18 protein-coding genes and 5 pseudogenes are annotated in these 23171 nt (G+C 63.9%); 10 read left to right on the top strand and 13 right to left on the bottom strand.

All coding sequences use genetic code 11. The features are described 5' to 3' along the window. Positions 1 to 153: 153 nt before the first annotated feature. Both QTI66_RS37980 and QTI66_RS37975 read right to left on the bottom strand, forming a co-directional pair. Positions 154 to 435 (bottom strand): HAD family hydrolase, encoded by a 282-nt coding sequence (locus QTI66_RS37980; protein ID WP_286565544.1) that lies wholly within the window; start codon positions 433 to 435, stop codon positions 154 to 156. Between the two features lie 23 nt (positions 436 to 458). Then, positions 459 to 686, bottom strand: coding sequence for a hypothetical protein (locus tag QTI66_RS37975; protein WP_286565542.1), 228 nt, complete (start codon positions 684 to 686; stop codon positions 459 to 461). Positions 687 to 1016: 330 nt separating this feature from the next. Between QTI66_RS37975 and QTI66_RS37970 the strand changes: the two genes are divergently transcribed. After that, positions 1017 to 2759 (top strand): alkaline phosphatase D family protein, encoded by a 1743-nt coding sequence (locus QTI66_RS37970; protein ID WP_286565541.1) that lies wholly within the window; start codon positions 1017 to 1019, stop codon positions 2757 to 2759. A gap of 684 nt (positions 2760 to 3443) precedes the next feature. On the opposite strand, the gene QTI66_RS37965 is transcribed toward QTI66_RS37970, so the two are convergent. The 8 genes from QTI66_RS37965 to QTI66_RS40045 all read right to left on the bottom strand — a co-directional run bounded on the left by QTI66_RS37965 (position 3444) and on the right by QTI66_RS40045 (position 12547). Beyond that, positions 3444 to 6062, bottom strand: coding sequence for an excinuclease ABC subunit UvrA (locus QTI66_RS37965; protein WP_286565539.1), 2619 nt, complete (start codon positions 6060 to 6062; stop codon positions 3444 to 3446). A gap of 503 nt (positions 6063 to 6565) precedes the next feature. Further along, a complete protein-coding gene (locus tag QTI66_RS40050; protein ID WP_444815097.1) occupies positions 6566 to 6859 on the bottom strand; it encodes a DUF2946 family protein in 294 nt (97 codons plus the stop codon). Between the two features lie 118 nt (positions 6860 to 6977). Then, entirely contained in the window at positions 6978 to 7757 is a 780-nt protein-coding gene (locus QTI66_RS37960; protein WP_286565537.1) for an enoyl-CoA hydratase/isomerase family protein, read from the bottom strand. Further along, positions 7754 to 8989: a CaiB/BaiF CoA transferase family protein gene (locus QTI66_RS37955; protein WP_286565536.1), complete on the bottom strand. Its 1236-nt coding sequence runs from the start codon at positions 8987 to 8989 to the stop codon at positions 7754 to 7756. Before QTI66_RS37955 ends, QTI66_RS37960 begins: the two co-directional genes overlap by 4 nt. A 49-nt stretch (positions 8990 to 9038) precedes the next feature. Then, positions 9039 to 10007 carry a Bug family tripartite tricarboxylate transporter substrate binding protein gene (locus tag QTI66_RS37950; protein WP_286565535.1) on the bottom strand — a complete coding sequence of 323 codons (969 nt, stop codon included), beginning with the start codon at positions 10005 to 10007 and terminating at the stop codon, positions 9039 to 9041. A gap of 57 nt (positions 10008 to 10064) precedes the next feature. Next, positions 10065 to 11027, bottom strand: a complete 963-nt coding sequence (locus tag QTI66_RS37945) for a LysR family transcriptional regulator (protein WP_286565534.1) — start codon at positions 11025 to 11027, stop codon at positions 10065 to 10067. Positions 11028 to 11542: 515 nt separating this feature from the next. Continuing rightward, positions 11543 to 12103, bottom strand: a complete 561-nt coding sequence (locus tag QTI66_RS37940) for an antibiotic biosynthesis monooxygenase (RefSeq protein WP_286565533.1) — start codon at positions 12101 to 12103, stop codon at positions 11543 to 11545. A 144-nt stretch (positions 12104 to 12247) separates the two neighbouring features. After that, a complete protein-coding gene (locus tag QTI66_RS40045) occupies positions 12248 to 12547 on the bottom strand; it encodes a hypothetical protein (RefSeq protein WP_444815096.1) in 300 nt (99 codons plus the stop codon). Between the two features lie 807 nt (positions 12548 to 13354). On the opposite strand from QTI66_RS40045, the gene QTI66_RS37930 reads away from it, so the two are divergent. The 3 genes and pseudogenes from QTI66_RS37930 to QTI66_RS37920 all read left to right on the top strand — a co-directional run. After that, on the top strand, positions 13355 to 14494 hold the full coding sequence (locus QTI66_RS37930; RefSeq protein WP_286565532.1) for an autotransporter outer membrane beta-barrel domain-containing protein: 1140 nt from the start codon (positions 13355 to 13357) through the stop codon (positions 14492 to 14494). A gap of 6 nt (positions 14495 to 14500) precedes the next feature. Then, a pseudogene (locus tag QTI66_RS37925) lies at positions 14501 to 14605 on the top strand (IS6 family transposase); the annotation flags it as partial. Positions 14606 to 15713: 1108 nt separating this feature from the next. Further along, a pseudogene (locus tag QTI66_RS37920) lies at positions 15714 to 16141 on the top strand (IS6 family transposase); the annotation flags it as partial. Between the two features lie 204 nt (positions 16142 to 16345). On the opposite strand, the pseudogene QTI66_RS40040 reads toward QTI66_RS37920, so the two are convergent. Next, positions 16346 to 16528: pseudogene (locus QTI66_RS40040) on the bottom strand (dihydrodipicolinate synthase family protein); the annotation flags it as partial. Between QTI66_RS40040 and QTI66_RS37910 the strand changes: the two are divergent. Continuing rightward, a pseudogene (locus QTI66_RS37910) lies at positions 16514 to 17044 on the top strand (aldehyde dehydrogenase family protein); the annotation flags it as partial. The pseudogenes QTI66_RS40040 and QTI66_RS37910 sit on opposite strands and share 15 nt — an antisense overlap. 17 nt (positions 17045 to 17061) lie before the next feature. On the opposite strand, the pseudogene QTI66_RS37905 reads toward QTI66_RS37910, so the two are convergent. Then, positions 17062 to 17267 (bottom strand): annotated as a pseudogene (locus tag QTI66_RS37905) (integrase); the annotation flags it as partial. 30 nt (positions 17268 to 17297) lie between these two features. Further along, positions 17298 to 18197, bottom strand: coding sequence for a LysR family transcriptional regulator (locus QTI66_RS37900; RefSeq protein ID WP_286565531.1), 900 nt, complete (start codon positions 18195 to 18197; stop codon positions 17298 to 17300). 118 nt (positions 18198 to 18315) lie between these two features. Between QTI66_RS37900 and QTI66_RS37895 the strand changes: the two genes are divergently transcribed. From QTI66_RS37895 to QTI66_RS37875, 5 genes are all read left to right on the top strand, one after another. Then, complete coding sequence (locus QTI66_RS37895) at positions 18316 to 19260, top strand: hydroxymethylglutaryl-CoA lyase (protein ID WP_286565530.1); 945 nt, start codon at positions 18316 to 18318, stop codon at positions 19258 to 19260. After that, the gene (locus QTI66_RS37890; protein ID WP_286565529.1) at positions 19257 to 20459 is read left to right on the top strand and encodes a CaiB/BaiF CoA transferase family protein; all 1203 of its coding nucleotides are present in this window, start codon (positions 19257 to 19259) and stop codon (positions 20457 to 20459) included. The genes QTI66_RS37895 and QTI66_RS37890 overlap by 4 nt, the downstream gene beginning before the upstream one ends. A gap of 35 nt (positions 20460 to 20494) precedes the next feature. Continuing rightward, complete coding sequence (locus tag QTI66_RS37885) at positions 20495 to 21481, top strand: Bug family tripartite tricarboxylate transporter substrate binding protein (RefSeq protein ID WP_286565528.1); 987 nt, start codon at positions 20495 to 20497, stop codon at positions 21479 to 21481. A 15-nt stretch (positions 21482 to 21496) separates the two neighbouring features. Further along, positions 21497 to 22165 (top strand): glutathione S-transferase family protein, encoded by a 669-nt coding sequence (locus QTI66_RS37880; protein WP_286565546.1) that lies wholly within the window; start codon positions 21497 to 21499, stop codon positions 22163 to 22165. 90 nt (positions 22166 to 22255) lie between these two features. Then, on the top strand, positions 22256 to 22888 hold the full coding sequence (locus tag QTI66_RS37875; RefSeq protein ID WP_286565527.1) for a hypothetical protein: 633 nt from the start codon (positions 22256 to 22258) through the stop codon (positions 22886 to 22888). Positions 22889 to 23171 lie beyond the last annotated feature (283 nt).

The following is a 23171-nucleotide window of genomic DNA, read 5'->3' as shown; positions in this document are numbered from 1 at the left end:
GAGGATTGCTGCCAGCGCGGTCAGCGCGCCTGGCAACCACCATGCGAGGCGATGGAGAGCGGGCAGTTGAGGCGTCGTCATGGCCGGGGTGGTGCAAGAAGGAGAGCATGCAAGAAGGAGACCACGGCCTTCCTCAAGCACCTCATGCATGCTTCAACCCGGCAAGGCGGTCAACGCGCAAGCCATGCTTCCGGCCACTTGGACACCATCTCGGCCGGGTCGTCGTAAATTCCGATGGCTCCAGCCAAGTCGCTGTCCTTCCACCACCCGCAGCATCTTGTCGCCGCCCTTGCCGATCAGCGTCCGGACTTGAGCGAAGGGGCAGTCGTACCGATGTCGATTCAGCAATTCGACCCAACTGCGCGCATGCGCGTCGTTGCTGTCGAGCAGCGTGCCATCGACGTCGAGCAGGACGGCTTTCAGCGTGATGCGCATGGGAAGGATGGCGCACTCAAAAATCAAGGCTGTTGCTTCTTTCGCAACGCGTCGTTCGTCTCGACTTCGGGCTCTCCGGGCGCGCCGGACTTCTTGTTGGCTTCCCGCCCCATGCGGCTACCTTTCATCGGGTCATCCTGGCCAATGGCGCGGTTCTGCTGAATATTGCGGCCAGAGGCGTCGCCACGATCGCCAAGGCGTGCCTCCGTATTGGGCCTGGGCGGGGCAGGGCGGGTGGTGTCTTGGGTCATTTGATGGGTCCTGAAAATCACCGAAGCTACGCGCCCTCGAGGCGGTGTCGGTGCGGCAAGCGCGCCTGTGCTTGTAGGCGCGGGACTGCCTCCGATGATCGTTGCGGGCGATAAATTGACCAATGGGGAAGTCGACCCTGCAGTTGGAACTTCGACGCCAACCAAGCTGCGCCAAGGTTCCGTAGCGGGCCTGCGCATTGACATTGGATGACGTGTGGGTGGAGCGCCCGCCTACAGCGGGCGTCACCTCGGCGTCACGTAATCAATGCTTCCAACACGATAAAAGTTCGCACCGTAGCGGCTTCCGTCGTTGGGGCGAGGACAGCGACGATGAGCACTTTTCCCGGCACACGTTCGTCCATCGCCCCTGAAGATGCAGGCCCGTCACGCCGGAGTCTGATCAGGGGCGCTGTCTATTACGCAATGCTGGTTGTAGCGGGCGTGAGCACCACGGGTTGTGGTGGGGGCGGCCATGACGCCGACGCGGGCGGTGGCAGCAGCGGCACTGGTAGCCCGGGTGATCCTGGTTCCACTACGGCGTTCAAGCACGGCGTTGCCAGCGGAGATCCCCTGTCCGATCGCGTGATCCTCTGGACCCGGGTGACAGTCGCAAGTCCAGGCACGCTCAACCTGAGCTGGCAGATCGCGAGCGACGCCAACTTCGGGATCATCGTCGCGCGGGGCGTGGCAACCACAGGCCCGGAACGTGACTACACGGTCAAGGTGGACGCCACCGGATTGCAGCCGGCCGGCGTCTACTACTACCGCTTTTACCTGGGCTCCGATACCTCGCCAACGGGACGAACGAAGACATTGCCCACGGGCAATGTGTCCCAGGTACGCATGGCCTTGTTGTCGTGCGCGAATTTCCCGGCGGGCTATTTCAACGTCTATGCGGAGGTTGCCAAGCGCATCGACATCGACGTTGCACTGCACGTGGGCGACTACATCTACGAGTACGGGCTGGAGGGATTCCTGGGACAGCTGGCCATTTCTCCCGATCGTCGGTCCGAGCCGTCGCACGAGACCGTGTCGCTGGACGACTATCGCATCCGCCATGCGCAAACCCGTACCGATGCCGACCTGAAGGCGATGCACGGGAACGTGCCCGTGATCGCCGTCTGGGATGACCATGAACTCGCTGACAATGCGTGGCTCGGGGGGGCGAAAAACCACGATCCATCCACAGAGGGCAGCTTTACGGCACGACGCGACGCGGCGGTGCAGGCATATCACGAGTGGATGCCCACCAGAGTGCCTGACCCGGCCGACCCGTTGAAGATCTATCGGTCCTTCGACTTCGGCAACCTGGTGTCGCTCCACATGCTCGACACGCGGCTGGTCGGGCGTGACCAGCAGGTGTCGCTCGATGCATACCTGCAGGGCGCGGCCGACAGTCCCACACGCCAAATTCTCGGCTCTGTGCAATTCGACTGGCTGTCGGCACGCATGGCCGCGTCCAGCGCTACGTGGCAAGTGCTCGGTCAACAAGTGCTGATGGCCCGCATGGAAGTACCTCTGACCGTCGCCAGTTCAATGACTCCGGTCACCCTGGCCGACTACCTGCTGGCGTTGTCGACGCCCGACCGCTTGCGAAGCAACAGCCAGCGAGATCTGGTCAACCAGCGCCGCGCACCCTACAACCTGGACGCGTGGGACGGTTACCCCGCCGCCCGCGAAGCCGTGCTGAACGCGGCGCGTTCGCAGGGCAAGAACCTCGTCTCCCTGGCCGGCGACACGCACAATTCGTGGGGCAGCAACCTGACCGACACGACGGGCCAGCGTGTGGGGGTGGAGTTCGGCGGTTCGTCGGTGAGTTCCCCGGGCTTTGAGACCAGTCTGCCCCTCATTTCGAACTCGCTGCTGGCGGATGCCTTCCTGAAGATGGTGGCTGACTTGCGCTACGCGGAAACCAGCAAACGAGGCTATATGGTGATCACCCTGACGGCGGCCGAAGCACGCGGCGATTGGGTCGAGATCAGCACGGTGTTCAGCCGGTCCTACACCACCCGCATTGCCGGGAGCATGCACGCGTCGCCGGGTCCGGGGAACCTGGATCTGGTACCCGTCTGACGTCGAGCCGCGCCGCGCGACAGCAGGGGTGAGTTCAGACCGACAACAACCGAAGATGCGACGTGCGTATCACGGCTTCATCCCTACGGCGACCCCGCCATCGCAGAGTCGAACAACTGCCTTCTTGGCCGCCCAACCTTGGGTCAGGGCCCGTTGTTGCCGGCCAGCCCCCGCTGTGAATGACACCATTGCTGCGGAACCGGTAGCAGCCCCTGCGCAGTCCCTGTTGTTTGGGAGTCTGGCTGCTCAAGCGCGCTATTGCAGCAGGTTTGGTTGCGCCGACGGAAAGGGCCATTGAATCGTGGGTTTTTCGACCAGACAAACTGTGGCGTCACCCGTCGGGCGCCGCCAAATGGGCGGCTGGAGCTTCACGGCGCCGATGGCTGACAAGCGCACGGCGTCCTGGAACCCGCAGCCAGGCCCCGTCCCGCGATCGCGGGCGAGTTGCGCACCGAGCTGATTCAACGCAGCGAAGCAACGCGAGGTATCGCCACGCGCGCGGCGCAACTTGAGTGGCGCAAGCAGGTTGACGTGCGCCGTCGCGTCGAGTTCTGCCCAGGGGTTGTAATCATTCGGAACCTCGAGCCAGCCGGGTTTCAGCGCAAGCCCCCGCGTCGGCCAAGCCGATCAGGAGCAGCATGGATGCGACATGGCGAGTGCGCATGACGGGTGGATGAATGCCGGTCAGCCCGCGCGTGCAAGATAGCGGCCGGTCACGCTGCCGCGCGCGTTGGCGACGGCTTCCGGCGTTCCTTGCGCGACGATGCGCCCGCCTTCGTCGCCCGCCCCCGGCCCCATGTCTATGACCCAGTCGCTCGCTGCAATCACACGCAGTTCGTGCTCGACGACGATCACGGTGTTGCCGGCCTCGACCAGGCCATTGAGTTGCGCCATGAGCTTGTCGACGTCCGCGGCGTGCAAGCCTGTCGTGGGTTCGTCCAGCACGTAGAGCGTGCGGCCCCGCTGCAAGCGCTGCAATTCGGTCGCGAGCTTGATGCGCTGGGCTTCTCCGCCCGACAGTTCCGTGGCCGGCTGGCCCAGCCGCAGGTAGCCCAGGCCGATCGCCTCCAGCAACGCAAGGGGACGGTGCACCGCGGGCTCGTCGGCGAAGAATGCCAGCGCTTCGCCCACCGTGAGGCCCAACACCTCGGCGATGTTGCGCTCCTTCCACCGGACCTTGAGCGTCGCTTCGTTGTAACGGGCACCGTGGCAGGTGGGGCAGGGCGCGTAGACGCTCGGCATGAAGAGCAGTTCGACGCTGACGAAACCCTCGCCCTCGCAGGTATCGCACCGTCCCTTGGCGACGTTGAACGAGAAGCGGCCGGCGTCATAGCGCAGCCGCTTGGCCGCAGACGTTGCGGCGAAAAGCTTGCGCACCGCATCGAAGAGCCCGGTGTAGGTCGCTAGGTTGGAGCGAGGCGTCCGGCCGATCGGTTTCTGGTCGACGCGCACCAGGCGGTGGATGGCGTCGACGCCGCTGGCGATGTGTCCGGCAATGGTGCCCGCTGGCAATGCTTGCGCGTCCTCGGACTCGTCCTCTGCTTCGGGCGGCTCATGGCCCAGGTGCGCGGCGACCAGTTCGATCAGCGCCTGGCTCACCAGGCTGGATTTGCCCGAACCCGACACGCCGGTCACGGTGGTGAAAACACCGAGCGGAAAGGCCGCATCGACCTGATGGAGGTTGTTGCACGTCAGGTTGGCCAAGCGAAGCCACCCCTTGGGCTCGCGCGGCGGTCGCGTGCGAGGCACCGGCGCCGCAAACAGGTAGCGCGCGGTGTGCGATCCAGCCACGCCGCGCAGACCCTCGGGTGGCCCGCTGTAGAGCACGCGTCCGCCAAGCTCACCCGCATCGGGGCCGACATCGATGAGCCAGTCCGCATGGCGCATCACATCGAGATCGTGTTCCACGACGAAGATCGAATTGCCCGAGCGCTTGAGCCGGTCCAGCGCCGAGCGCAGCGCTTCGCCATCGGCAGGATGCAGTCCGGCGGAAGGCTCGTCGAGCACGTACACAACGCCGAACAGGTTGGAGCGGATCTGCGTGGCCAGCCGCAACCGCTGAAGTTCGCCGGGCGAGAGCGTGGGTGTGGTGCGATCGAGCGACAGGTAGCCGAGACCCAGTTCGGTGAGCGTCGTGACGCGCTCCAGCACGTCATGCGCGATGCGCTGGGCGGCGATGCGCTTTTCTTCCGACAGGTTGGGTGTGCGGCGCACGTCCGGCGAGGCCTGATGGCTGGCACCGCCCGCGGCCACCCGTCGTTCGCTGTCCTTGCGCGAAGCCGCGCGGCTCAAGGTAGACGCGGCGGCCGCGGCCACCAGCCGGCCCTCGGCCGCAGGCTGGAGCACTTCGGCCAGTTGGCCCAGTGGCATACGGGAAATCTCGCCGATGTCATGCCCCGCGAAGGTCACGCTCAAGGCCTCCCGCTTGAGCCGCTTGCCATCGCAGGTGGGGCAGACGGTGCCGATCATGAAGCGCGAGACGCGTTTTTTCATCAGGGCGCTCTGCGTGGTCGCAAAGGTGTGCAACACGTAACGCCGCGCGCCCGTGAACGTGCCTTGGTAGCTGGGCTCCATCTTGCGGCGCAGGGCGACGCGTGTCTCTGCGGGCGTGAAGCCTGCATACACCGGCACGGTGGGCTGCTCCTCGGTGAAAAGGATCCAGTCGCGGTCCTTTCTGGAAAGGTTGCGCCACGGCGTGTCGACGTCGTAGCCCAGGCTCACGAGGATGTCGCGCAGGTTCTGGCCTTGCCACGCCGGCGGCCAGGATGCGATTGCGCGCTCGCGGATGGTCAGGGAATCGTCCGGCACCATGGTCTTTTCATTGACCTCGAAGACGCGGCCCAGGCCATGGCAGGTCGGACAGGCGCCCTGCGGCGTGTTGGGCGAGAAGTCTTCAGCGAACAGCATGGGCTGCTTGGGCGGATAGCTGCCGGCGCGTGAATACAGCATGCGCAGCAGGCTCGACAGCGTGGTCACGCTGCCCACCGACGAGCGCGTGTTCGGCGTGCCGCGTTGTTGTTGCAGCGCGACGGCAGGCGGCAGCCCCTCGATGCTGTCCACATCGGGCACGCCGACCTGGTCGATCAGCCGGCGCGCATAAGGTGCCACCGATTCGAAGTAGCGGCGCTGCGCTTCGGCATAGAGGGTGCCGAACGCGAGCGATGACTTGCCGGAGCCGGAGACCCCGCTGAACACCACGAGCGCGTCGCGCGGAATGTCGACGTCGACGTCCTTGAGGTTGTGTTCGCGGGCGCCGCGGACGCGGACGTTGCGATCGCCTGGTGGCGGTTCGTTGGTGCTCATGCGATAACTTCGCCTGCCGACGCGACGGATGCAATCGGCGCGCGCCTACACAGCCAGCCCGCAAACTTGCAGCAGGGGCGTGGTATCGTCACAAGCCGCACCGATCAGCCGAGGCGCGTCAAGGCTTTCATCGACCTGGCCGTCCAGCGATTGACCAACAACCCTGACTACGTCCTGAGCGCGAAGGAACTGCACATCGCGCAAGCGAAGGGGCGCAAGGCATCCCTGAAAGGATAGGGCGCGTTGAACCGCAAGAATCGCGTCAGGTCTGGCGCACGCAACGTATGCGATCAATGCCTTCAGCTTGGTCGGCTTGTCATGCCTGCTCGGGCAGTACAGGTAACAGCCCCCAAACGTGCGCGAAAACTCGGTCAGGACGCGCTCGAGTCGCCTGGCTCGAATGTCAGGCGCTGCCAAATGCTCGAAGGTACAGGCCAACCCCACGCCTTCGAGCGCCGCGTCCAGACTGAAGAGCGTCGCTGGTGGTCAGGCTGCCCTGAACTTCATATACCCACCGGGCGCCCGTCGATTTCGGCTTCCCATTTGTAAAGTAAAGGTCCCACCTCGCCGATCAGGGTTGCGCCGGGGCTGTGACAGTGGTCGCAATGAGCTTCAGATGAAGCGGTGCCCTGGTCGTCCGATGCAGCGCCTTGTCTATCGTCGCGGTGCTGGTCCACGTGGTGACCCGGGTGCGTGGATCGCGCGGGGGATTCATCGCCACAGTGTGCGGACGCCACGCTCCAGCTCGACAGGAGCGGTGGCACGACCCGCATCAACAAGGCGAGCAGACGGCCCATCGCGCGAAGTCTGTCAGCGGCGCCATTGCCCTTTTATTGCGGGCGGGTCAACGATTCAAGGGACGCATGAACTGTGCGAACGAACGGATTCGCACTGCCCATCAGCTTCAACGCGTGGCTAATTTCCCTGCCATACGGGAGCTCGACGAGCCACAAAAGCCTCAACGCCATGGTGAAAGTCCGCGCTGGCGTAGCACGTGCGGACCAAGTCATCGCCATTGGGCAGGTGCGCCGAGGCCAGGCGCCGCAGCCCTTCCTTGGCAACCCGCTGCGTCACCGGCGCGAGCGCCAGCAGTCGCTCGCAGAAGGCGGCCAACGAGGCATCCAGTTCCGCCGCCGCGCAAATTTCGTGGAGGAAGCCACTGGCGACGGCCTGATCGGCATCGAGCACCTCCGCCAGCAGCAGCATCCGCCTGGCGAGCGCTGGCCCGAAGGCCGCCTTGAGGCGCGCAAGATTGGCCATCGACAGCGTGTTGCCCAGCGTCCGGGCGATCGGCACCCCAAAGCGGGAGGCCGGCGTGCCAATGCGGAAATCGCAGGCGGCAGCGATCACCAGCCCGCCGCCCACCGCCCATCCGTCGATCGCCGCGACCGTCGGCATGGGCAGGCTTTCGATCAGCGAGATTCCCTCGTCGATGCGGCGCTCGTAGGCCACGCCATCGTCGCCACTCTGGAATTCCAGGAACTGCGCAATGTCGGTCCCCGCGACGAAGGCCTGCCCGCCGGCCCCGCGGAAGCTGACCACGCGCACGTCGCGGCGGGCCGCCAGATCCGTGCAGATCTGCGCCAGCTGCTCGTACATCGTCCAGGTCATCGCGTTGCGCGCGGGCACCCGGTCGAAGGTCACCGACGCAACCGCGTCGCGGAGGGTCAAGGTGACGCAGCCTTGCCCGTTCATGCGCCGAATGCTCCGCTGGCCTGAAGTTCCTTGCGCTGCGCCAGGTCGATGCCGAGTTCCTCCAGGATCTCCTGCGTGTGCTCGGCCAGCAGCGGCGGCGGACGACGTACTTGCTGGGGCGTGCCGCGCAGCTTGACGGCAAAGCCGATGTTGGGAATGGTTCCTTCCACCGGATGCTCGATCTCGATGCGCATCTGGCGGTGCACGCCGTGCTCGCTTTCGAAAGCCTGGGGATAGGTCAGGATGGGCCCGGCCGGAATGCCGGCTTCCAGCAGGTACTCGATCCACTCGTCGGCGCTGCGGGTTGCGAAAGACTGCTCCAGCGACCCGACGAGCACGAGGCGATTGGCCAAGCGCAGTGCCACCGTCGCAAAGCGCGGGTCGTCCGCGAGTTCAGGCCGCTCGATGACAGTGCAGAGCTTTTGCCACAGCTTCTGGTTCGTGGCGCCCATCACGAAGTAGCGGTCTGATGCCTTCATCGCCTGGTAGGGCGCGCTCATGCGGTTGGACGTGCCCAGAGGTTCGGGGTGGCGCCCCGTACCCCAGTATTCGGACACATCCCATATCGAGAACGCCATCGCGGAGTCGAACAGCGATGCGTCGATGTACTGGCCCTGGCCCGACGCCTTCGCGCCGATGTGGGCGGCCAGCACGGCATAGGTGGCAAACAGCGCGCAACCAATGTCCGCTACCGGCACGCCCGCCTTGACCGGTGGGCCGTCCGGATAGCCCGTCACGCTCATCACGCCCGACATCGCCTGGGCCATGAGATCGAATCCCGGACGGCTCGCCCACGGACCTGTTTGTCCGAAGCCGGAGATGCTCGCATAGACCAGCGCGGGGTTGAGCTTGCTGAGCGTTTCGTAGTCGATGCCAAGGCGCTTCATCACGCCCGGGCGATAGTTCTCCACCAGGATGTCCGCGTCCTTGACCATGCGATAGAGCACCTCGCGTCCCGCCGCAGTCTTGAGGTCCAGGGCAATGCTTCGCTTGTTGCGGTTCATGTTCAGGAAGCCCATGCTGTCTGTGCCCTTGAGCTTGAAGCCCATCGCGCCGCGGGTCTGGTCGCCGCCTTCTGGCGGCTCGACCTTCACGACATCCGCGCCGAGATCGGCCAGCAGCATGCAGGCGTAGGGGCCTGCCATCACCTGGCTGATGTCCAGCACGCGTACACCGGCGAGCGGCAATGGACGGGCAGCGCTCTGGGCTGTCGAATGGGTTTCGGTCTTCATGGAATGGTTTCCTGTCACGGGGTGAATCTGTGGTGCGGGTCGGGGGGCTTCAGCTGTCGGCACGAACGCCGGCATCCTTGATGACCTTCGTCCACTTGGTGTTCTCGGAGACGATGAAGTCGGCAAACTTCTGGCTGCTGCCGCCGGCGTCCTCGGCACCGAACTGTTCCAGCTTGTCGGCCACGTCCGGCTGCGCCAGGATCTGGTTGATGTCCTGGTTCATGCGCTTGACCATGGCGGCGGGCATGCTCCTGGGCCCGACAAGCCCGTACCACGAGGCCGCATCAAAGCCCGGAAAGCCCGACTCGGCCATCGTCGGCACATCAGGGTGGCTCTTGGCGCGCTTGAGCCGGGTCTGGGCCACGGCAATGACCTTGCCCTGCTTCACGTAGGGCGTCGCGGCCGTCATCGTGTCGAAGGCATAGTTGATCTGGCCGCCCAGCAGGTCGGTGACCATGGCGCTGGAGCCCTTGTAGGGCACGTGCACCGCCTGGACCTTGGCCGCCATGCGGAACATCTCGAAGGCCAGGTGTTGTGCCGAGCCGGTCCCGGACGATCCGAAGCTGATCTGCCCCGGCTGGCGGCGGCACAGGTCGACGATGCCCGCGACCGTGCGCACGGGCTGCGTCTCGTTGCAGGTCAGCATGTTGGGCGTGACCCCCACCAGGGTGATGGGCGCAAAGTCCTGGCGCGGGTCGTACTTGACGTTCTGCATCAGCGCCGGCGCGATGGCATGGCTGTTGACGTGCGCCATCAAAAGCACCTTGCCGTCGCCGGGTTGCTTGGCCACGTACTCGGCAGCGATGACACCGGTCGCGCCCGCCTTGTTCTCGACGATGACCTGCGTGTTCCACAGGAGCGACAGCTTGTGGGCGATCGTGCGTGCCAGCACATCGGTCCCGCCACCGGGCGCAAAGCCCACGATGATGCGGATCGGGCCGGAGGGCACGGCCTGTGCGCGGGCCCAGGGGGCTGCCAGTGAGGCGACGGCGGCGAGTGCGAAGGTTCTGCGTTGCATGTGTCTGTCTCCGTTGGGAGACTCGACTATGGGCCGCGCAGCCTCAGGGCACCATCGCTAATCCGGCGATTCAGGATTCGCGTTTTGCGTATCCGCAAGCACCTGCAGCACGCTTTGGGCCGCCAGCGAAAGCATCGGCATCGGCCGATGGCAGAGCACGAAGCGGCGAACGGCCCACTCGCCCTCGATGGCCACCCGAGCGAAACGCGGCCCGCCTGCAATGGCACGCGCCACGGCTTGCGGCATGACGCCGATCCCCAGGCCTTGCGCGATCAGCGCCGCCATGCTGTCGAAACCGCCCACCCGCATGGGCATTCGCAATATCCGGCCCGCCTCGGCGGCCTGTCGCTCGATGGCAATGGACACCGCAGAGCCTTCGCTCAGGCCGATCACGTCCCACGAAAGAATATCGTCGATGCCCGCTTTGCGGCGTGTTGCCAGCGGATGACCACGTGCCACGACCACCACCAGGCGGTCACTGCGGTAGGGCAGGGCCGGAAGGTCGATCGAGCCCAGGCTGGCCTCGTAGATGCCCAGGTCCACCACACCGCGCGCCAGCGATTGCTGGACGATCTGGCTGTTCATCTCCTGCAGGTCGATGCGCACGTCCGGGCAGGCGATGCCGCAGCGCTGGATGTCCAGTGGCATGAACTGGATGACGGCCGACTTGGGTGCCGCAAGGCGGACCACGCCCTTTTCGCCATGACGGTAGGCCGCTGCGTCGTCCTGCATCCGCACGACGGTGTGGGTCAGGTTGCGCGCATGGGCGAGCATGGTTCGCCCTGCGTCGGTCAGCGCCATGCCGTGCGGCAGGCGACGGAACAGTGGCAGTCCGAATTGCGCTTCAAACTCCTGGATCCGGCGAGACGCTGCGGCCGGCGCGAGGTGCTCGCGCTCGGCGGCCCGCGTCACGCCGCCGAGTTCGGCGGTGGCGATGAACAGGCGCAGCGTCGTCATGTCCAGATGCACCCGTGCGGGTACATCCGGGTCGGGACGGCCAGGGTGCAACGTGCGGCTCATGGTGCCTGTGTCATGAATTGATTGTCCCCCTAACATTGGCCCGCGTGGCATCACCGGTCACCGTGACGTCCCCCACCGCATTTGAAATCTCAACATTGAGCGGGCCGAGCTGAAAATCTCGCCGACGTCCAGGACCTGTCCACATTGGTCGGCGATGGATTGGACAACGATGTGCCCCTTGTCAACGTGGTACCAAACATCCGTCGCGCTTTCAAGGATCGATGGCCGTATTCGCCAAAGGCCTTCCAGTTCATGATTGACCGGCTGCCTAGAAACGCAATCTTGGCGTCAGCGGAATCGGCGCCTTCGAGGGGGACGAGGATATGCCGGAGGAAGCGGTGTTGCCGAGAACCGATCCTTCCAATTCGGTTTGGTCATCCGTGCGTTTGATTCCAAGATGGGTCTGTCCAACATCCTGCCTGGATTGGCGGCCTCCGAGTACGCCCTCGGTGCCGCTGGCTCGATCTGTGGCAATCAACGGTCTTGATATTTCGAGAACGCAGCGCCGACACCATTCAGCGCTGCGAGGACAGCCAAGGCCTGAAAAGTTTCGTGAGCTGAGGCGCCACGACCCATGTCATCAGTCCCACGACGGCAAGCGTGAGCACAACCGTCCGGGGCAGCAGCGACCACGACTTCAGGATGTCGCCTGTCAGCAGAAACAGCAGATACACCGTGGGGAAGATCCCCAGCCACGTCACCACCGCCACCTTCCAGCGTTGCGGATTGGGTTGAGAAGTGCGGTACCACAGCCCCAGCCCCGACAACGGTCTGATACTTGGCTCGCCCTGGATGAAAGGCGCAAGCGCAGCCATCCCCTGTTTGCGCTCCGCCGATTCGTGCCAAGCGTCCAAACTGGACTGACGGTCGAACGCCAGCACGACGTGATACATCGCGTCCTCCACTTCAGGGTCATCGCCCGGATGAACCAGTTGGGCGCCCAGATAGCCCGAAGAGCGTGCTGCGGCCTCCATCAACGTCATCGTTACTCGCTCATAGTCTGCTTCGCAGCCCGCCTTGACGTTGCGGCTGATCAGGACTGTCACGGCATGCTCGCTCAAGATCTGCATCCTCATGTTTCGCTCCGCAGAGGTGCGTGAGCGCCATGATCTTGCCACCGGCGGTGCTCGACTCCATCGTGCGGTGCGTGTTGCCGATGTCGCCGGTGTGGGAAACTCACCGGGGCCGGATTTCGGGCACGCTGGCGCTCAATTGAACGATCAGCCGTTGCAGAGAGTCGCCACGACTGGCGACTGGCGACTGGCGACTGGCGACTGGCGACGGGAGACCTGCTTGTCGCGCCACCTTGGCACCTTGAACCAATCGACCATCAGGTCGAGCAACACCATGCGTGTCGATGCCAGCACGCGGCAGATCAGGCTGGAACTTGGCAAGGTGGCAATGCGGATCGCAAAGTCGAATCCCTCGTCGACGAGGTCGACGAGGTCGACGAGGTCGACGAGGTCGACCAGGTTCTGGTGCAAATCGCCCCTGCGGTAGGCCGCCGGCGACGTTTCCATACACGGTCCGCACCACAATGCTGCGACTGTCCTTGTGGCTGAGCGCCGGGACGCACCCGCGGCAGGTGGTCTCGCCCGACAATCCACCCGTCGACCTGCTGCGAGACCGATACGTTTTGGGCCCGGGCCAGCAGGGCACGGCCTTCAGCAAGGGTGAGATCCAACTTGGAAAGACTGCGGTCGCCCCGCTCGAGCACGGCCAACGTCACCGCACCGTCCGCTGCGTCGCAGATGTCGGCGGCCTCAGCGATTCGAGCCTCAATGATCAAGCGCATCGCTTGTTTTCGACCGTTCGATGACCGCTAGAGTAGCGAACATGGCCGCCTGACCAGCCTTCGAAGCGAGGCCGCCGTTCCTCACAACCTCCCACACTTTTGCACACTCTCCGATGAGACGGAAGTTCGGCTCAATCCCGCGCACCAGCGCCCTGAAGAAGATGTTCTTCGGGCCGGCGCGCCAGCCGCATGCCGCCACCTTTGCCGCGCACGATCTCCCCCTGCAGACCAAGCTGGGTAGGAGACGTTCATGAGATGCGCTTCCGAGATGCAATGTGCTTGGGCGCTCTCGGCGATTGTGCACCGATTGGCTGGCCTGCGGCCGCTGCTGCATTGGGGCTCGGCCGCACCTTGGCGCGTGGCTGGCGACATCGGCACGATAGAGGCGGCGCTGGTCGACAGGCCCGGCCGCAAGTCACTCATTTGGTGTTCATGCACTCTGTGCAGAGAATCTGTTGGAGCCCGCGCATCACACGATCAGCGACCGTGTCCATTCGCGGCAAGCTGCACCCCATGACAGGAGGATCCGTCCATGCGTAGCACTTCCGTGGGTCGTTTCGGGTTGGCGGCTGCCGGGCGAGGTCACGCACTGCCCGCACGTGTCTCAACGCGTACCGCTGTGAAACTCGCCATTGCCGCGTCGATGGCCGCCAACGCAAGCGCCGCGCTTGCGCAATGCGCGTCGCCGGGCTGCGCGCCCTTCAACGCGGCCACCCGGCCCGAGACGGGCGCCTTGCTGGGAAACCAAAGGATGTTGGGGCTGCTCTTTGTGCATGGCCTGGACGATCGCGCCGGAGAACCGCAGTGGCCCGTTCACCTGGACGCCAACGGCCAGCCCGGCAGGGGACAGGCATGGCTTCGCGCATCGGGCCAAGGCACAAGCACCACCAATGGAAGCGGCAATTTCGATGCGGATAGCGCAGGGTGGCTGGTGCAAGGCGGCGCCGACATTGCGACGTGGTCGCTCTTTCCCGCCGGGCGCTTGCACCTGGGCGCGATCGCCTCCCTTGGCGGAGGACGAACCGATGCGACTGCGCGGGGAAATCCAGTTGAAGCTCATGGCGACACCAACGGCGTGGGCACCGGTCTCTACGCCACCTGGTTCCAGGACGATCGCACGCGCTTGGGCTGGTACTCGGACCTGTGGTGGCAATACGGATGGTTCGACAACGGCGTGGACACCGCCGGTGTCGCCCGCATGAGCTATCGCTCGCACTTCGGCAACGCGTCCGCAGAAATCGGCTATGCCCAGCCCATGATGCAAGACAGCGGCTGGGTCATCACGCCGCAGTGGCAGATCGTCTACATCCATGGCCATTCGTACAACTTCACCGAATCCGACGGCACGGATGTGCAAAGCGCCCATCGCGGCGGGTGGATGTCACGGCTGGGCCTGCGCGTGATGCAGGCGGGTGGCCAGGACGCAAGCAAGGTGAGCTTTCGGCCCTACGGTGCATTGAACTGGTGGTACGCACGCAACCTGCGTGAGGAGGTCTCGCTGAACAAGAGTTCAACGAGTGACCTGTATCCGCGCAACCGCCTTGAGCTGAAGGGCGGCGTGGCCGTGTCGTTCAGGCGCGGATGGTCGGGCTGGGCGGACATCGGGTGGCAGACGGGCAACCAGTCCTTCCGGGCATGGAGCGGCGAGTTCGGCGCGAAATACAGCTGGTAGGGTGCGAGCCAGCGCGGCGTAACGTTGGCCCACACGACGACCATGCGCTGGGTCCAGCGGTTCGCGCCCGAGTTTGACAAGCGCTGGAATCGGTTCATTCGCAAGGCCGGTCGTCGATCGAGAAGACCCAGTGCGCCCGCCACAGGAAATCCGGAACGCGCAGCAGACGTTGAGCGACATCGACGCCCACGGCGCGTCGAACGAAGTGGTGCCGAGAAGTGCGGCCGATGTTGCAACGCTCCTTCAGGGCTTGTCGCAGCCTGTACCCAACGGAGAAGTGCGTCCGACGCATCGCAAGCAGCCAGAAGGCCAGACACCGGTGGCGAACCCGCACGGACTCATTCGCCGATGCTGATCGCGCAGCTGTCGATAGCAGCCAAGGCCTTGATGGATCGACAGGTCGCGATGGTTCCAGATATCTATGACGGTAAGGCGTTGCTGCGAACCACTGCAGCGCCGGGTGAAGGTTAGCGCAGCGCGCGCCGGCGCGATCGGCCGGTGAGTCAACTTGCCAAGCAGCGCATTGAGCGCACAAGTCGGGAGACTGCTTCCGGACGCAAATCGGACGCGCCATCCCGGTCGGAAACCACGATGCCAATGATCGGGGTTCGGCCCCAATACCCTCCTTCCGGGAGGGGGCAAATGCGGCCTTCGTCAGGCAAGCTTCGGAAGCCCAAGGCGAGCTTCCTGGCATCGCCTCGTGCCGGCCAACGGTAGATACCTGTCATCATGTTCCTCGAACCCTCCGAACCCTCCGAACCCCCAGTCCCTCCATTCCGTTCGACTCCTCCTTCTGGCTCGTTGACGCTGAATCTCACGGACACCCTGGAAGTTTTTCGTCGAGATGGCCGTTACTTCGTTCGCTATGACGCAGGCGCTCACCGGATGGCATGGTGGAGGGACGAAATCAGTGAGCGCGTCGCCATGCGCATTGAGTCCGGCTGGCCCGGCAAATTGGAAGTCATTGTTCGCCTTCGAAACCGCTTGGGCCTGGACGCAAACATCTCGAATTGAGTGCCGCACGCCTGAGGCACAACTACTACCTGAATTGAATGCGCGATGTGGATCACAATATCGCAACGATCCTCGCGGAGCCGGACGCTTCGGGGGCTCGCCGACCGGACGATCGTGATCCTGACGGCTCTGGTGCAAATCGCGCCTGCGGTGGCTGCCGGCCTTTTGAATTGAAGGCGGATCGAAGGCGCAGAGGCTGCAAAGCATGGACGAACTTTTCAAAGGGCGGCACTTCGAGCGAGAAATCATCGTCCTGTGCGTTCGCTGGTACCTGAGCATCAAGCTGAGCCTTCGCGACCTCGTGGAGATGATGGCCGATCGCGGCTTGGCCCCGGCCCACACAACCATCATGCGCTGGATTCAGCGCTTCATACCCAGTTCGAAAAGCGCTGGAATCGATTCGCTCGCCAGGCCGGTCGCTCGTGGCGCGTCGGCGAGACCTATGTGAAGATCCGCGGCAGATGGACTTACCTGTACCGGGCTGTCGATCGCAGGGCACAGACCGTGGACTTTCGCCTCAGCGCCAACCGGGATGTGAGAGCGGCCAAGGCATTCTTTTGCAAGGCACTGAAGACTCAAGGGCGACCTCCGGTGAGCATCACGCTCGATGGCTACGCTGCCTCGCGTCGAAGCTGCTGCAGCATTCGCAAGGGCCAGTTCAATCTCGACCGAACTGCGCAATACTTCGGGCCAAGCCGCGCCCGCTATTTGGGACGCAGCGCTTTTAGCCTGATCGACGCACCGCACGCAGCAAGTCGTTCGGCTGCGCGGAAAGTTCGCACCAGAACCTGAGAAGGAATGTCATGGGGCGTGCTTTGGGGGAGCTGAGTGGACACGTCAGCGCGCCCAAAGCAGCACCATCGCATCAAGTCGACGCGCGGTCCCGGTCAGCAGTGACCTGGCTGCTGGGTGGATGGCGGGGAACGGATCGCGCGGCGCCTCGCAGGCGATCACACCGCCTTCTTTCATCAATGACTTGGCGGCCAGCGGGCCGCAGTGGCGGTTCTCGTCTTCGACGATGCAGACCTCGACGCTGCAGCACACGGCGGGGTCGCGGCCAAGTCCCGTAACACTGGCCACGCATGCATCAGCGCCAACCGCGTGCTCGTCCAGGGTGGCGTGCATGAGGTCGTGCATGGCGGGCATCGTCATTCTCTCGGCGGCCGATTCTTCGAGCCGACCGTTGATACCGGTGCCACGACGAAGATGGCGCTGGCGAGCGAAGAGACATTCGGACCCCTTGCGCCGCGGCTTCGCTCCGAGACGGACGAGGAAGCGTTCCAAATCGCGAACGCGACCGAGTTCGGGCTTGCCGCCTATCTCTACAGCCGTGACGCGGCCCGCATCTGGCGCGCTTCGGCCGCGATCGAGTCAGGGATGATCGGTATCAACTGCGGATTGATCTCGAATGAAGTGGCGCCGTTCGGCGGCGTCAAGCAGAGCGGACTGGGGCGTGAGGGATCGCAACACGGCATCGAGGAATTCCTCGAAACGAAGGACCTTTGTTGGGACGGCTTGTCTCCGATGTTCAGCTGACGTCAGGGGTGGAACCCGACCCAGCCCTCGAGGATTCGCGCGTATTGGCGCGTTCCCGGATGCGGCGAGTCATGGACACGGCTGGGACGATGAAGTCTTCGGACTTCAGGGCCGCACGCGCGATCCATCTCTGCAAGGCGTCGCGGGTTGCCTGTGTGAGCTCGACCTGCACTGGGCGCTGCGTCTTGGGTTGCATCACGGCTGCGCGAGAGGCCACTTGGTCGCAAAAGCCTTCGCGCCACACAGGTTGCAATCAGGCGGCTCGTGCTACCAGGTGATTGACCAGCGACTGCGCAGCAGGCGAAAGTTGCGCGGCATCCCGAAAGCACACCACAAAGCGGCGCTCGGCCCATGATTCCGCCAACGCAACTGTACGCAACGCGCAGGCTGCCCCTTGTCGGTCGGCCACCTCCTTGGGCACAACGCTGATGGCGAGTCCTGCAGATACGACACGCAGCGCTGCTTCAAAGTTGCTCACTACGATGCGATTGACCAAAGAGCGCTGGACCTGCGCGGCTGATCGTTGCAGCAGTACCTGCACGGCACTGTTGACGGGGAGGCTGACGTGTTCAAAGTCAAGCGTCTCCTCAAAGCTCACGCTCGCGCGCTTTGCCAGCGCATGCCCTTCGGGAACGACGACGCAAAGATGGTCGCAGCGATACGGGCGAGACATCAGCCCTCCAAGATCGACCGCGTCCCAGCACACACCCAAAGTCGCCAGCCCTTCGCGTACACCGCGCACGATTTCCGGGCTGATCCTTTCCTCAAGATCGACCAGCGTGGCACTGTGCGCCGGCAGATTGAGGAAGGCAGCCACATCTTCGGCCAGCGACTCCGTCATGGCGGACACGCTGGCCAGGACGCGAACCTTGTCGCGGGTTCCGGTGACATAGCTTTGCATGTCGCGGTGGATACGCGCTGCGCCGTCCATCATGCCGCGTGCGTGTTCCAGCAAGGTGTGCCCCGCTGCCGTGGGCACGACCCCGTGCCGCTTGCGCAGCAGCAATGGTGTGCCAACCTGATCTTCCAGCTGAGCCAGGCGCTTGCTGATGGCGGAGCCGACGATGTTCGCCAACTCGCCGGCGCGCGCCATGTTTCCCGTCTCGCAGACCGCCACGAACAGGCGCAGAGTGGTGAGGTCGAAGTCCCTCAAGATATTCCAATCTGGAAATATGACTTTCCGAAATGTCGAAGATTTCCTTGATTGGAAATTTTAAACTTCGTCTATCGGAAAGCGCAACGACGCTCAACCTTCAGGAGACAGACAGGTCATGAATTCCTCCACAGCGCTGCCGCAGCGCGTCACGATTCGCGAAATGGGCTTGCGCGATGGGCTTCAAAGCATCACCCAGGTGGTGCCCACTGCTGCCAAGCTCGACTGGATTCGCGATGCCTATGAAGCCGGGCAGCGTGAGATCGAGGTCGGCTCCTTCGTTCCGGCGCGTCTGCTGCCACAACTCGCAGATACCGCCGAGGTGCTGGCTTTCGCCAAGACGCTTCCGGGCCTCAGGGCAACAGTGTTGGTCCCCAACTTCAAAGGCGCCGAGCGGGCAATGGCGTGTGAGGCGGACCTCATGCTGCTGCCCCTGTCGGCCAGTCGTGCTCACAGCCTGGCGAATTTGCGAAAGACGCCCGATCAGGTGATCGAGGAGATTGCACGCATTCGGGACGCTCGGGACGCTCGTGGCACCCGGACACTGATCGAAGTGGGTATCAGCACTGCGTTCGGCTGCACGATCCAGGGACGCGTCGACCCCCAGGAGGTGGTGCGCCTTGTGAAGGCGGTGGTCGACGTCGGTGTCGACGCGATCAGCCTTGCAGACACAGTGGGCTATGCGGATCCGGCGATGGTGCGTTCGTTGTTCGAGGCCACCATTCCCGTGGCTGGCGACAAGCTCAACTGTGGGCACTTCCATGACACCCGTGGCCTGGGACTGGCCAACGTATTCGCGGCGCTCCAGCTCGGCATCACGCGCTTTGACGCATGCATCGCCGGCATCGGGGGCTGTCCACATGCCCCGGGTGCCAGCGGGAACGTGGCGACTGAAGACCTTGCCTACATGCTCGCCAGCATGGGCATTGAAACCGGCCACGACATCGAGGCGCTGCTGGCGCTGCGAAGCAAGGTCGAGCAATGGCTGAAGGGTGAAACCTTCCACGGCACGCTCTGGCGTGCCGGCCTTCCCAAGACGATGAAACAGGAGCAGTTCGCATGAGCGAAGACAAGCAAGTGGCCCAGCCTCTGAAGGGCCTGCGGGTGATTGAATTCACCCACATGGTGATGGGGCCGACATGCGGCATGGTCCTGGCAGACCTCGGCGCCGAAGTGATCAAGATCGAACCGGTGGCAGGTGATCACAGTCGACGCCTGGTGGGCGCTGGCGCAGGCTTCTTCCCGATGTTCAATCGCAACAAGAAGAGCATCGGCATTGACTTGCACACGCAGGAGGGCGCAGAGACGGCTCGCCGGCTCGCGGCCACGGCCGATGTGGTGGCCGAGAACTTCAAGCCTGGCACCATGGGCAAGTACGGTTTGGACTACGCCTCGCTGTCCAGGGTGAATCCGCGCATCATCTACGCCAGTCACAAGGGCTTCCTGCCGGGACCTTACGAACATCGCACGGCGCTGGACGAAGTGGTGCAAATGATGGGCGGCTTGGCCTACATGACCGGCCGCCCGGGTGATCCACTGCGCGCCGGCACCAGCGTCAACGACATCATGGGCGGACTGTTTGGCGCCATCGGGGTGTTGGGTGCGTTGATCCAGCGTGGCATCACCGGACGCGGCATGGAAGTGCAATCGGCGCTCTACGAAAACAACGTGTTCCTGATGGGCCAGCACATGTTGCAGTACGCGGTGACTGGAAAGCACCCGGCACCCATGCCCGCACGAGACAACCCCTGGTCCGTGTACGACGTATTCACGGTCAAGGACGGGGAGCAGATCTTCCTCGCAGCCGTGAGCGACGCGCAATGGGCAACGTTCTGCGACGCCTTGGGTTTTGCGGATCTCAAGGCCGAACCTGCTTTGGCGACGAACAACGAGCGGGTCGCACATCGCCCTCGCTTGTTGAAGGCCATCGGCGAGCGCATCGCCCACCGCTCTGCGGCTGACCTCGCCAGCGCGATGGAAAAAGCGGGATTGCCATTTGCGCCGATTCGCCGGCCTGAAGACCTCTATGACGACGAGCACTTGCAGGCGACAGGCGGCCTTGCGGACATGCAACTGTCCGACGGTCCGAAAGCAGGCGAGACGGTCAAGACGGCATTGTTTCCCTTCACGCTCGAAGGCCAGCGGCTGGGCGTCCGGCTGAGTCCGCCCAAGCTGGGGGAGCACACCACCGAGCTCTTGGAACAGCTCGGATACAGCAGCAGCGAACAGGATGTTCTGCGGTCGCGAAACATCGTGAGCTGAGTCAGTTGCAAACTGCAAGATCAAAGGAGACAACCATGATCGCAACAAGAAACTGCGCCCGTCGTTCAATGCTCGCCACCTCGGCAGCGGCACTCATTTTTGGCCTCTGTCCGCTTCTGGCGAGCGCACAGCCAGGCACGGTTCGCATGATCCTGCCCAACGCGACGGGTTCCGGGGTGGACGCCATCACGCGCGCTGCACAACCGGCTTTGTCCAAGGCGCTCAATGCAGCGGTGGTCGTTGAGAATCAACCCGGCGCGGGCGGAGTGGTGGGGCTGCAAACGCTGGCGCGATCAGCCCCTGACGGCAATACCCTCTCGATCGTGTCCAACAACGTGGTGATTCTGCCGAGCGTTCTGAAATCCGTGCCTTTTGACATGCCAGGGGATTTCACGCCCATTGCATTGGTCGGCGCGACGCCAATGGTCCTCGTCGTGAATCCGTCCCGGGTGCCTGCGACCAACAGCAAGGAATTCGTGGCATTGCTCAAGAGCAAGCCCGGCGCCCTGAACTTCGCGTCCGGAGGAAACGGAACGATCCTGCACCTCGCGACGGAGCTCTTTCTGGAACAAGCGGGCGTGACCGCCAAGCACATTCCATACAAGGGCGTGGGACCCATGGTGACCGATCTTATCGGAGGCCAGGTTGATTTCGGGACTGCGGCATTGTCGAGTGTCCAACCGCACTTGAAGAGCGGTGCGCTTCGCGCAATTGGAACCATGGGGCCACAGCGCACGCCGATTGCGCCTGAGATCCCGACCTTCGTGGAACAAGGGCTGCCGAATCTTGTGGTCGACGCCTGGTTTGCCGTCATAGGCCCCAAGGGAATGAGCCCGGCAAACGTCAAGAAGGCGCATGACGCGGTCGTGTCTGCCTTCGCTGACCCGGCTGTCAAGGAAGCGATGTCCAAGCAAGGCAACACCATCGCGATCAGCACGTCCGAGCAGGCGCAGGCGTCGTTCAAGACAGAGCTGGCAAAGTATGCTGCCCTGGTCAAGAAGGCCGGCATCGAACCCCAATGAAGCGGAGCACCGATCATCATCACCTTGCATCACTGCGTCAGCGCGCGCTCTTTCCGCCCGTTGTGGGCCCTCGAAGAGATCGGCATTCCTTACAAGCTCGCAATGCTGCCATTTCCGCCGCGAGTGCTTGCGCGCTCGTACCTGGAGGTCAATCCGCTGGGGACGGTGCCAGCACTGTTCGACGATGGCGTGCGCATGACCGAATCTGCGGCCATCTGCCAGTACCTCGCGGCACGCTTTTCGCCCGGTGAGCTTGATGTTTCCGTCAACGAAGCGGCTTACGGCGCGTACCTGAACTACCTGCATTTCGGCGAGGCGACGCTGACCTTTCCACAGACTCTCGTGCTTCGATACGCGCATTTCGAAACGGGAGAGCGACGCCGGCCGCAAGTTGCTGAAGACTACGCAAGGTGGTTCCTGGCGCGTCTGAAAACGTTGGAGCCATTGCTGGCTGTGCAGGACTACCTGTGCGCGAATCGCTTCACCGCCGCGGATATTTCCGTCGGCTACGCGCTGTTGCTGGCACAGCACCTGGGGCTTGATCAAGGCTTTACGCCATCGGTGGCGGCCTACTCGCGACGCCTCCAGGATCGTCCTGCCTTCAAGGGAGCCATGGCAGCGCAGGACAGTGCGGCCAGTGCGCAGGGCGTCCCCACGATTCCAGCACCCGATGTTCGGCCGTGAGAACCGGGCGACGCGCACGGATGACTCTGGCCATTCCAGCCCGCGCAACCGGGATGAGGCGGACGATCGCACGGGCAGGGGCCGAAGCTCATGCGCTTCGCCGCCAACGACGCTTGGCAAACGGCGTGCGTGGCCGGTATCGGATTGACATTTTTCTGCGCCTGCGGAACGCATGCGCAGCGCCAGCCAGCGCAAAGCGTCTTGCAGCCGTCCGAACGCGATCCGAGCGACGAGGACCATGCCCTGATGGTGCCACGCCCCGCACCCTGTGGACTCTTCTTCGAGCCGGATGGAATGATTGCGGAGGACAACTGCAAGGCGTCTTCAATCACGCGGGCCACGATGTGCACGAGCACGGGGCGGGATTTGCGGACCACAACGCCGCTGTGGGCACCAGCGAAGGAGCCGTCAGCGGCTGGTCTCGAGTGCGTCGAGATTGCTTCGATAAACACGCATGCTCTCGGTATCGCCCAGGGTCGTTGCCTCGGCGAGCGTGAAGTGCACCAAGGATGTGCCAAACAAGTAGCAAAGCTGTGCTCGCTGGCCATTTTTTGGTGGGCGGCCTTCGAAGCCCATTCAACTCAGCAGCTCCGGCAGAAGTGCGACGAGGCCCTGTCGACGGATCATGGACGCCACGATCTCGTGACTTCGGCGCTCGACCCGCACCATCGACCGGGGCAGCATCGCGATGACCTCGCGCGGATGATCGAACTGTTGGCGTAGTTCGAACCCCGCCAACCACCGGACGATACCTGTCGGCGGATGCAGCGGCTTGCACTCGAGGGCGCCCGGATGTCGGCAGCCCCACCAGTGCATCGCCGCAAGCAACCAAGCCGCGGCGGCGGCTTGGGCTGGCGTCACCGTGATGGTCGCACTGTGCAAATCGAACTGGCGTGACGCCCCCCCCTGTGCCAATATGACCTGCTACACCTACCCCCGAGAGATCAGTGAGCAACGAGGTAGGTATGACGATCAACCATCAACCCAAGGCAGCGATGCACGCAGT

Source organism: Variovorax brevis (assembly GCF_030317105.1).
GTDB classification, from domain to species: domain Bacteria; phylum Pseudomonadota; class Gammaproteobacteria; order Burkholderiales; family Burkholderiaceae_C; genus Variovorax; species Variovorax brevis.
The sequence above is the reverse complement of the archived record's forward strand: the minus strand, read 5'-3'. Positions and strand labels throughout refer to the sequence as shown.

Coding starts and splice junctions, on each gene's coding strand:
- QTI66_RS37980 (WP_286565544.1), bottom strand. CDS start 435: ATGCGCATCACGCTGAAAGCCGTCCTGCTCGACGTCGATGGCACGCTG.
- QTI66_RS37975 (WP_286565542.1), bottom strand. CDS start 686: ATGACCCAAGACACCACCCGCCCTGCCCCGCCCAGGCCCAATACGGAG.
- QTI66_RS37970 (WP_286565541.1), top strand. CDS start 1,017: ATGAGCACTTTTCCCGGCACACGTTCGTCCATCGCCCCTGAAGATGCA.
- QTI66_RS37965 (WP_286565539.1), bottom strand. CDS start 6,062: ATGAGCACCAACGAACCGCCACCAGGCGATCGCAACGTCCGCGTCCGC.
- QTI66_RS40050 (WP_444815097.1), bottom strand. CDS start 6,859: ATGGGCCGTCTGCTCGCCTTGTTGATGCGGGTCGTGCCACCGCTCCTG.
- QTI66_RS37960 (WP_286565537.1), bottom strand. CDS start 7,757: ATGAACGGGCAAGGCTGCGTCACCTTGACCCTCCGCGACGCGGTTGCG.
- QTI66_RS37955 (WP_286565536.1), bottom strand. CDS start 8,989: ATGAAGACCGAAACCCATTCGACAGCCCAGAGCGCTGCCCGTCCATTG.
- QTI66_RS37950 (WP_286565535.1), bottom strand. CDS start 10,007: ATGCAACGCAGAACCTTCGCACTCGCCGCCGTCGCCTCACTGGCAGCC.
- QTI66_RS37945 (WP_286565534.1), bottom strand. CDS start 11,027: ATGAGCCGCACGTTGCACCCTGGCCGTCCCGACCCGGATGTACCCGCA.
- QTI66_RS37940 (WP_286565533.1), bottom strand. CDS start 12,103: ATGAGGATGCAGATCTTGAGCGAGCATGCCGTGACAGTCCTGATCAGC.
- QTI66_RS40045 (WP_444815096.1), bottom strand. CDS start 12,547: ATGGAAACGTCGCCGGCGGCCTACCGCAGGGGCGATTTGCACCAGAAC.
- QTI66_RS37930 (WP_286565532.1), top strand. CDS start 13,355: ATGCGTAGCACTTCCGTGGGTCGTTTCGGGTTGGCGGCTGCCGGGCGA.
- QTI66_RS37895 (WP_286565530.1), top strand. CDS start 18,316: ATGAATTCCTCCACAGCGCTGCCGCAGCGCGTCACGATTCGCGAAATG.
- QTI66_RS37890 (WP_286565529.1), top strand. CDS start 19,257: ATGAGCGAAGACAAGCAAGTGGCCCAGCCTCTGAAGGGCCTGCGGGTG.
- QTI66_RS37885 (WP_286565528.1), top strand. CDS start 20,495: ATGATCGCAACAAGAAACTGCGCCCGTCGTTCAATGCTCGCCACCTCG.
- QTI66_RS37875 (WP_286565527.1), top strand. CDS start 22,256: ATGCGCTTCGCCGCCAACGACGCTTGGCAAACGGCGTGCGTGGCCGGT.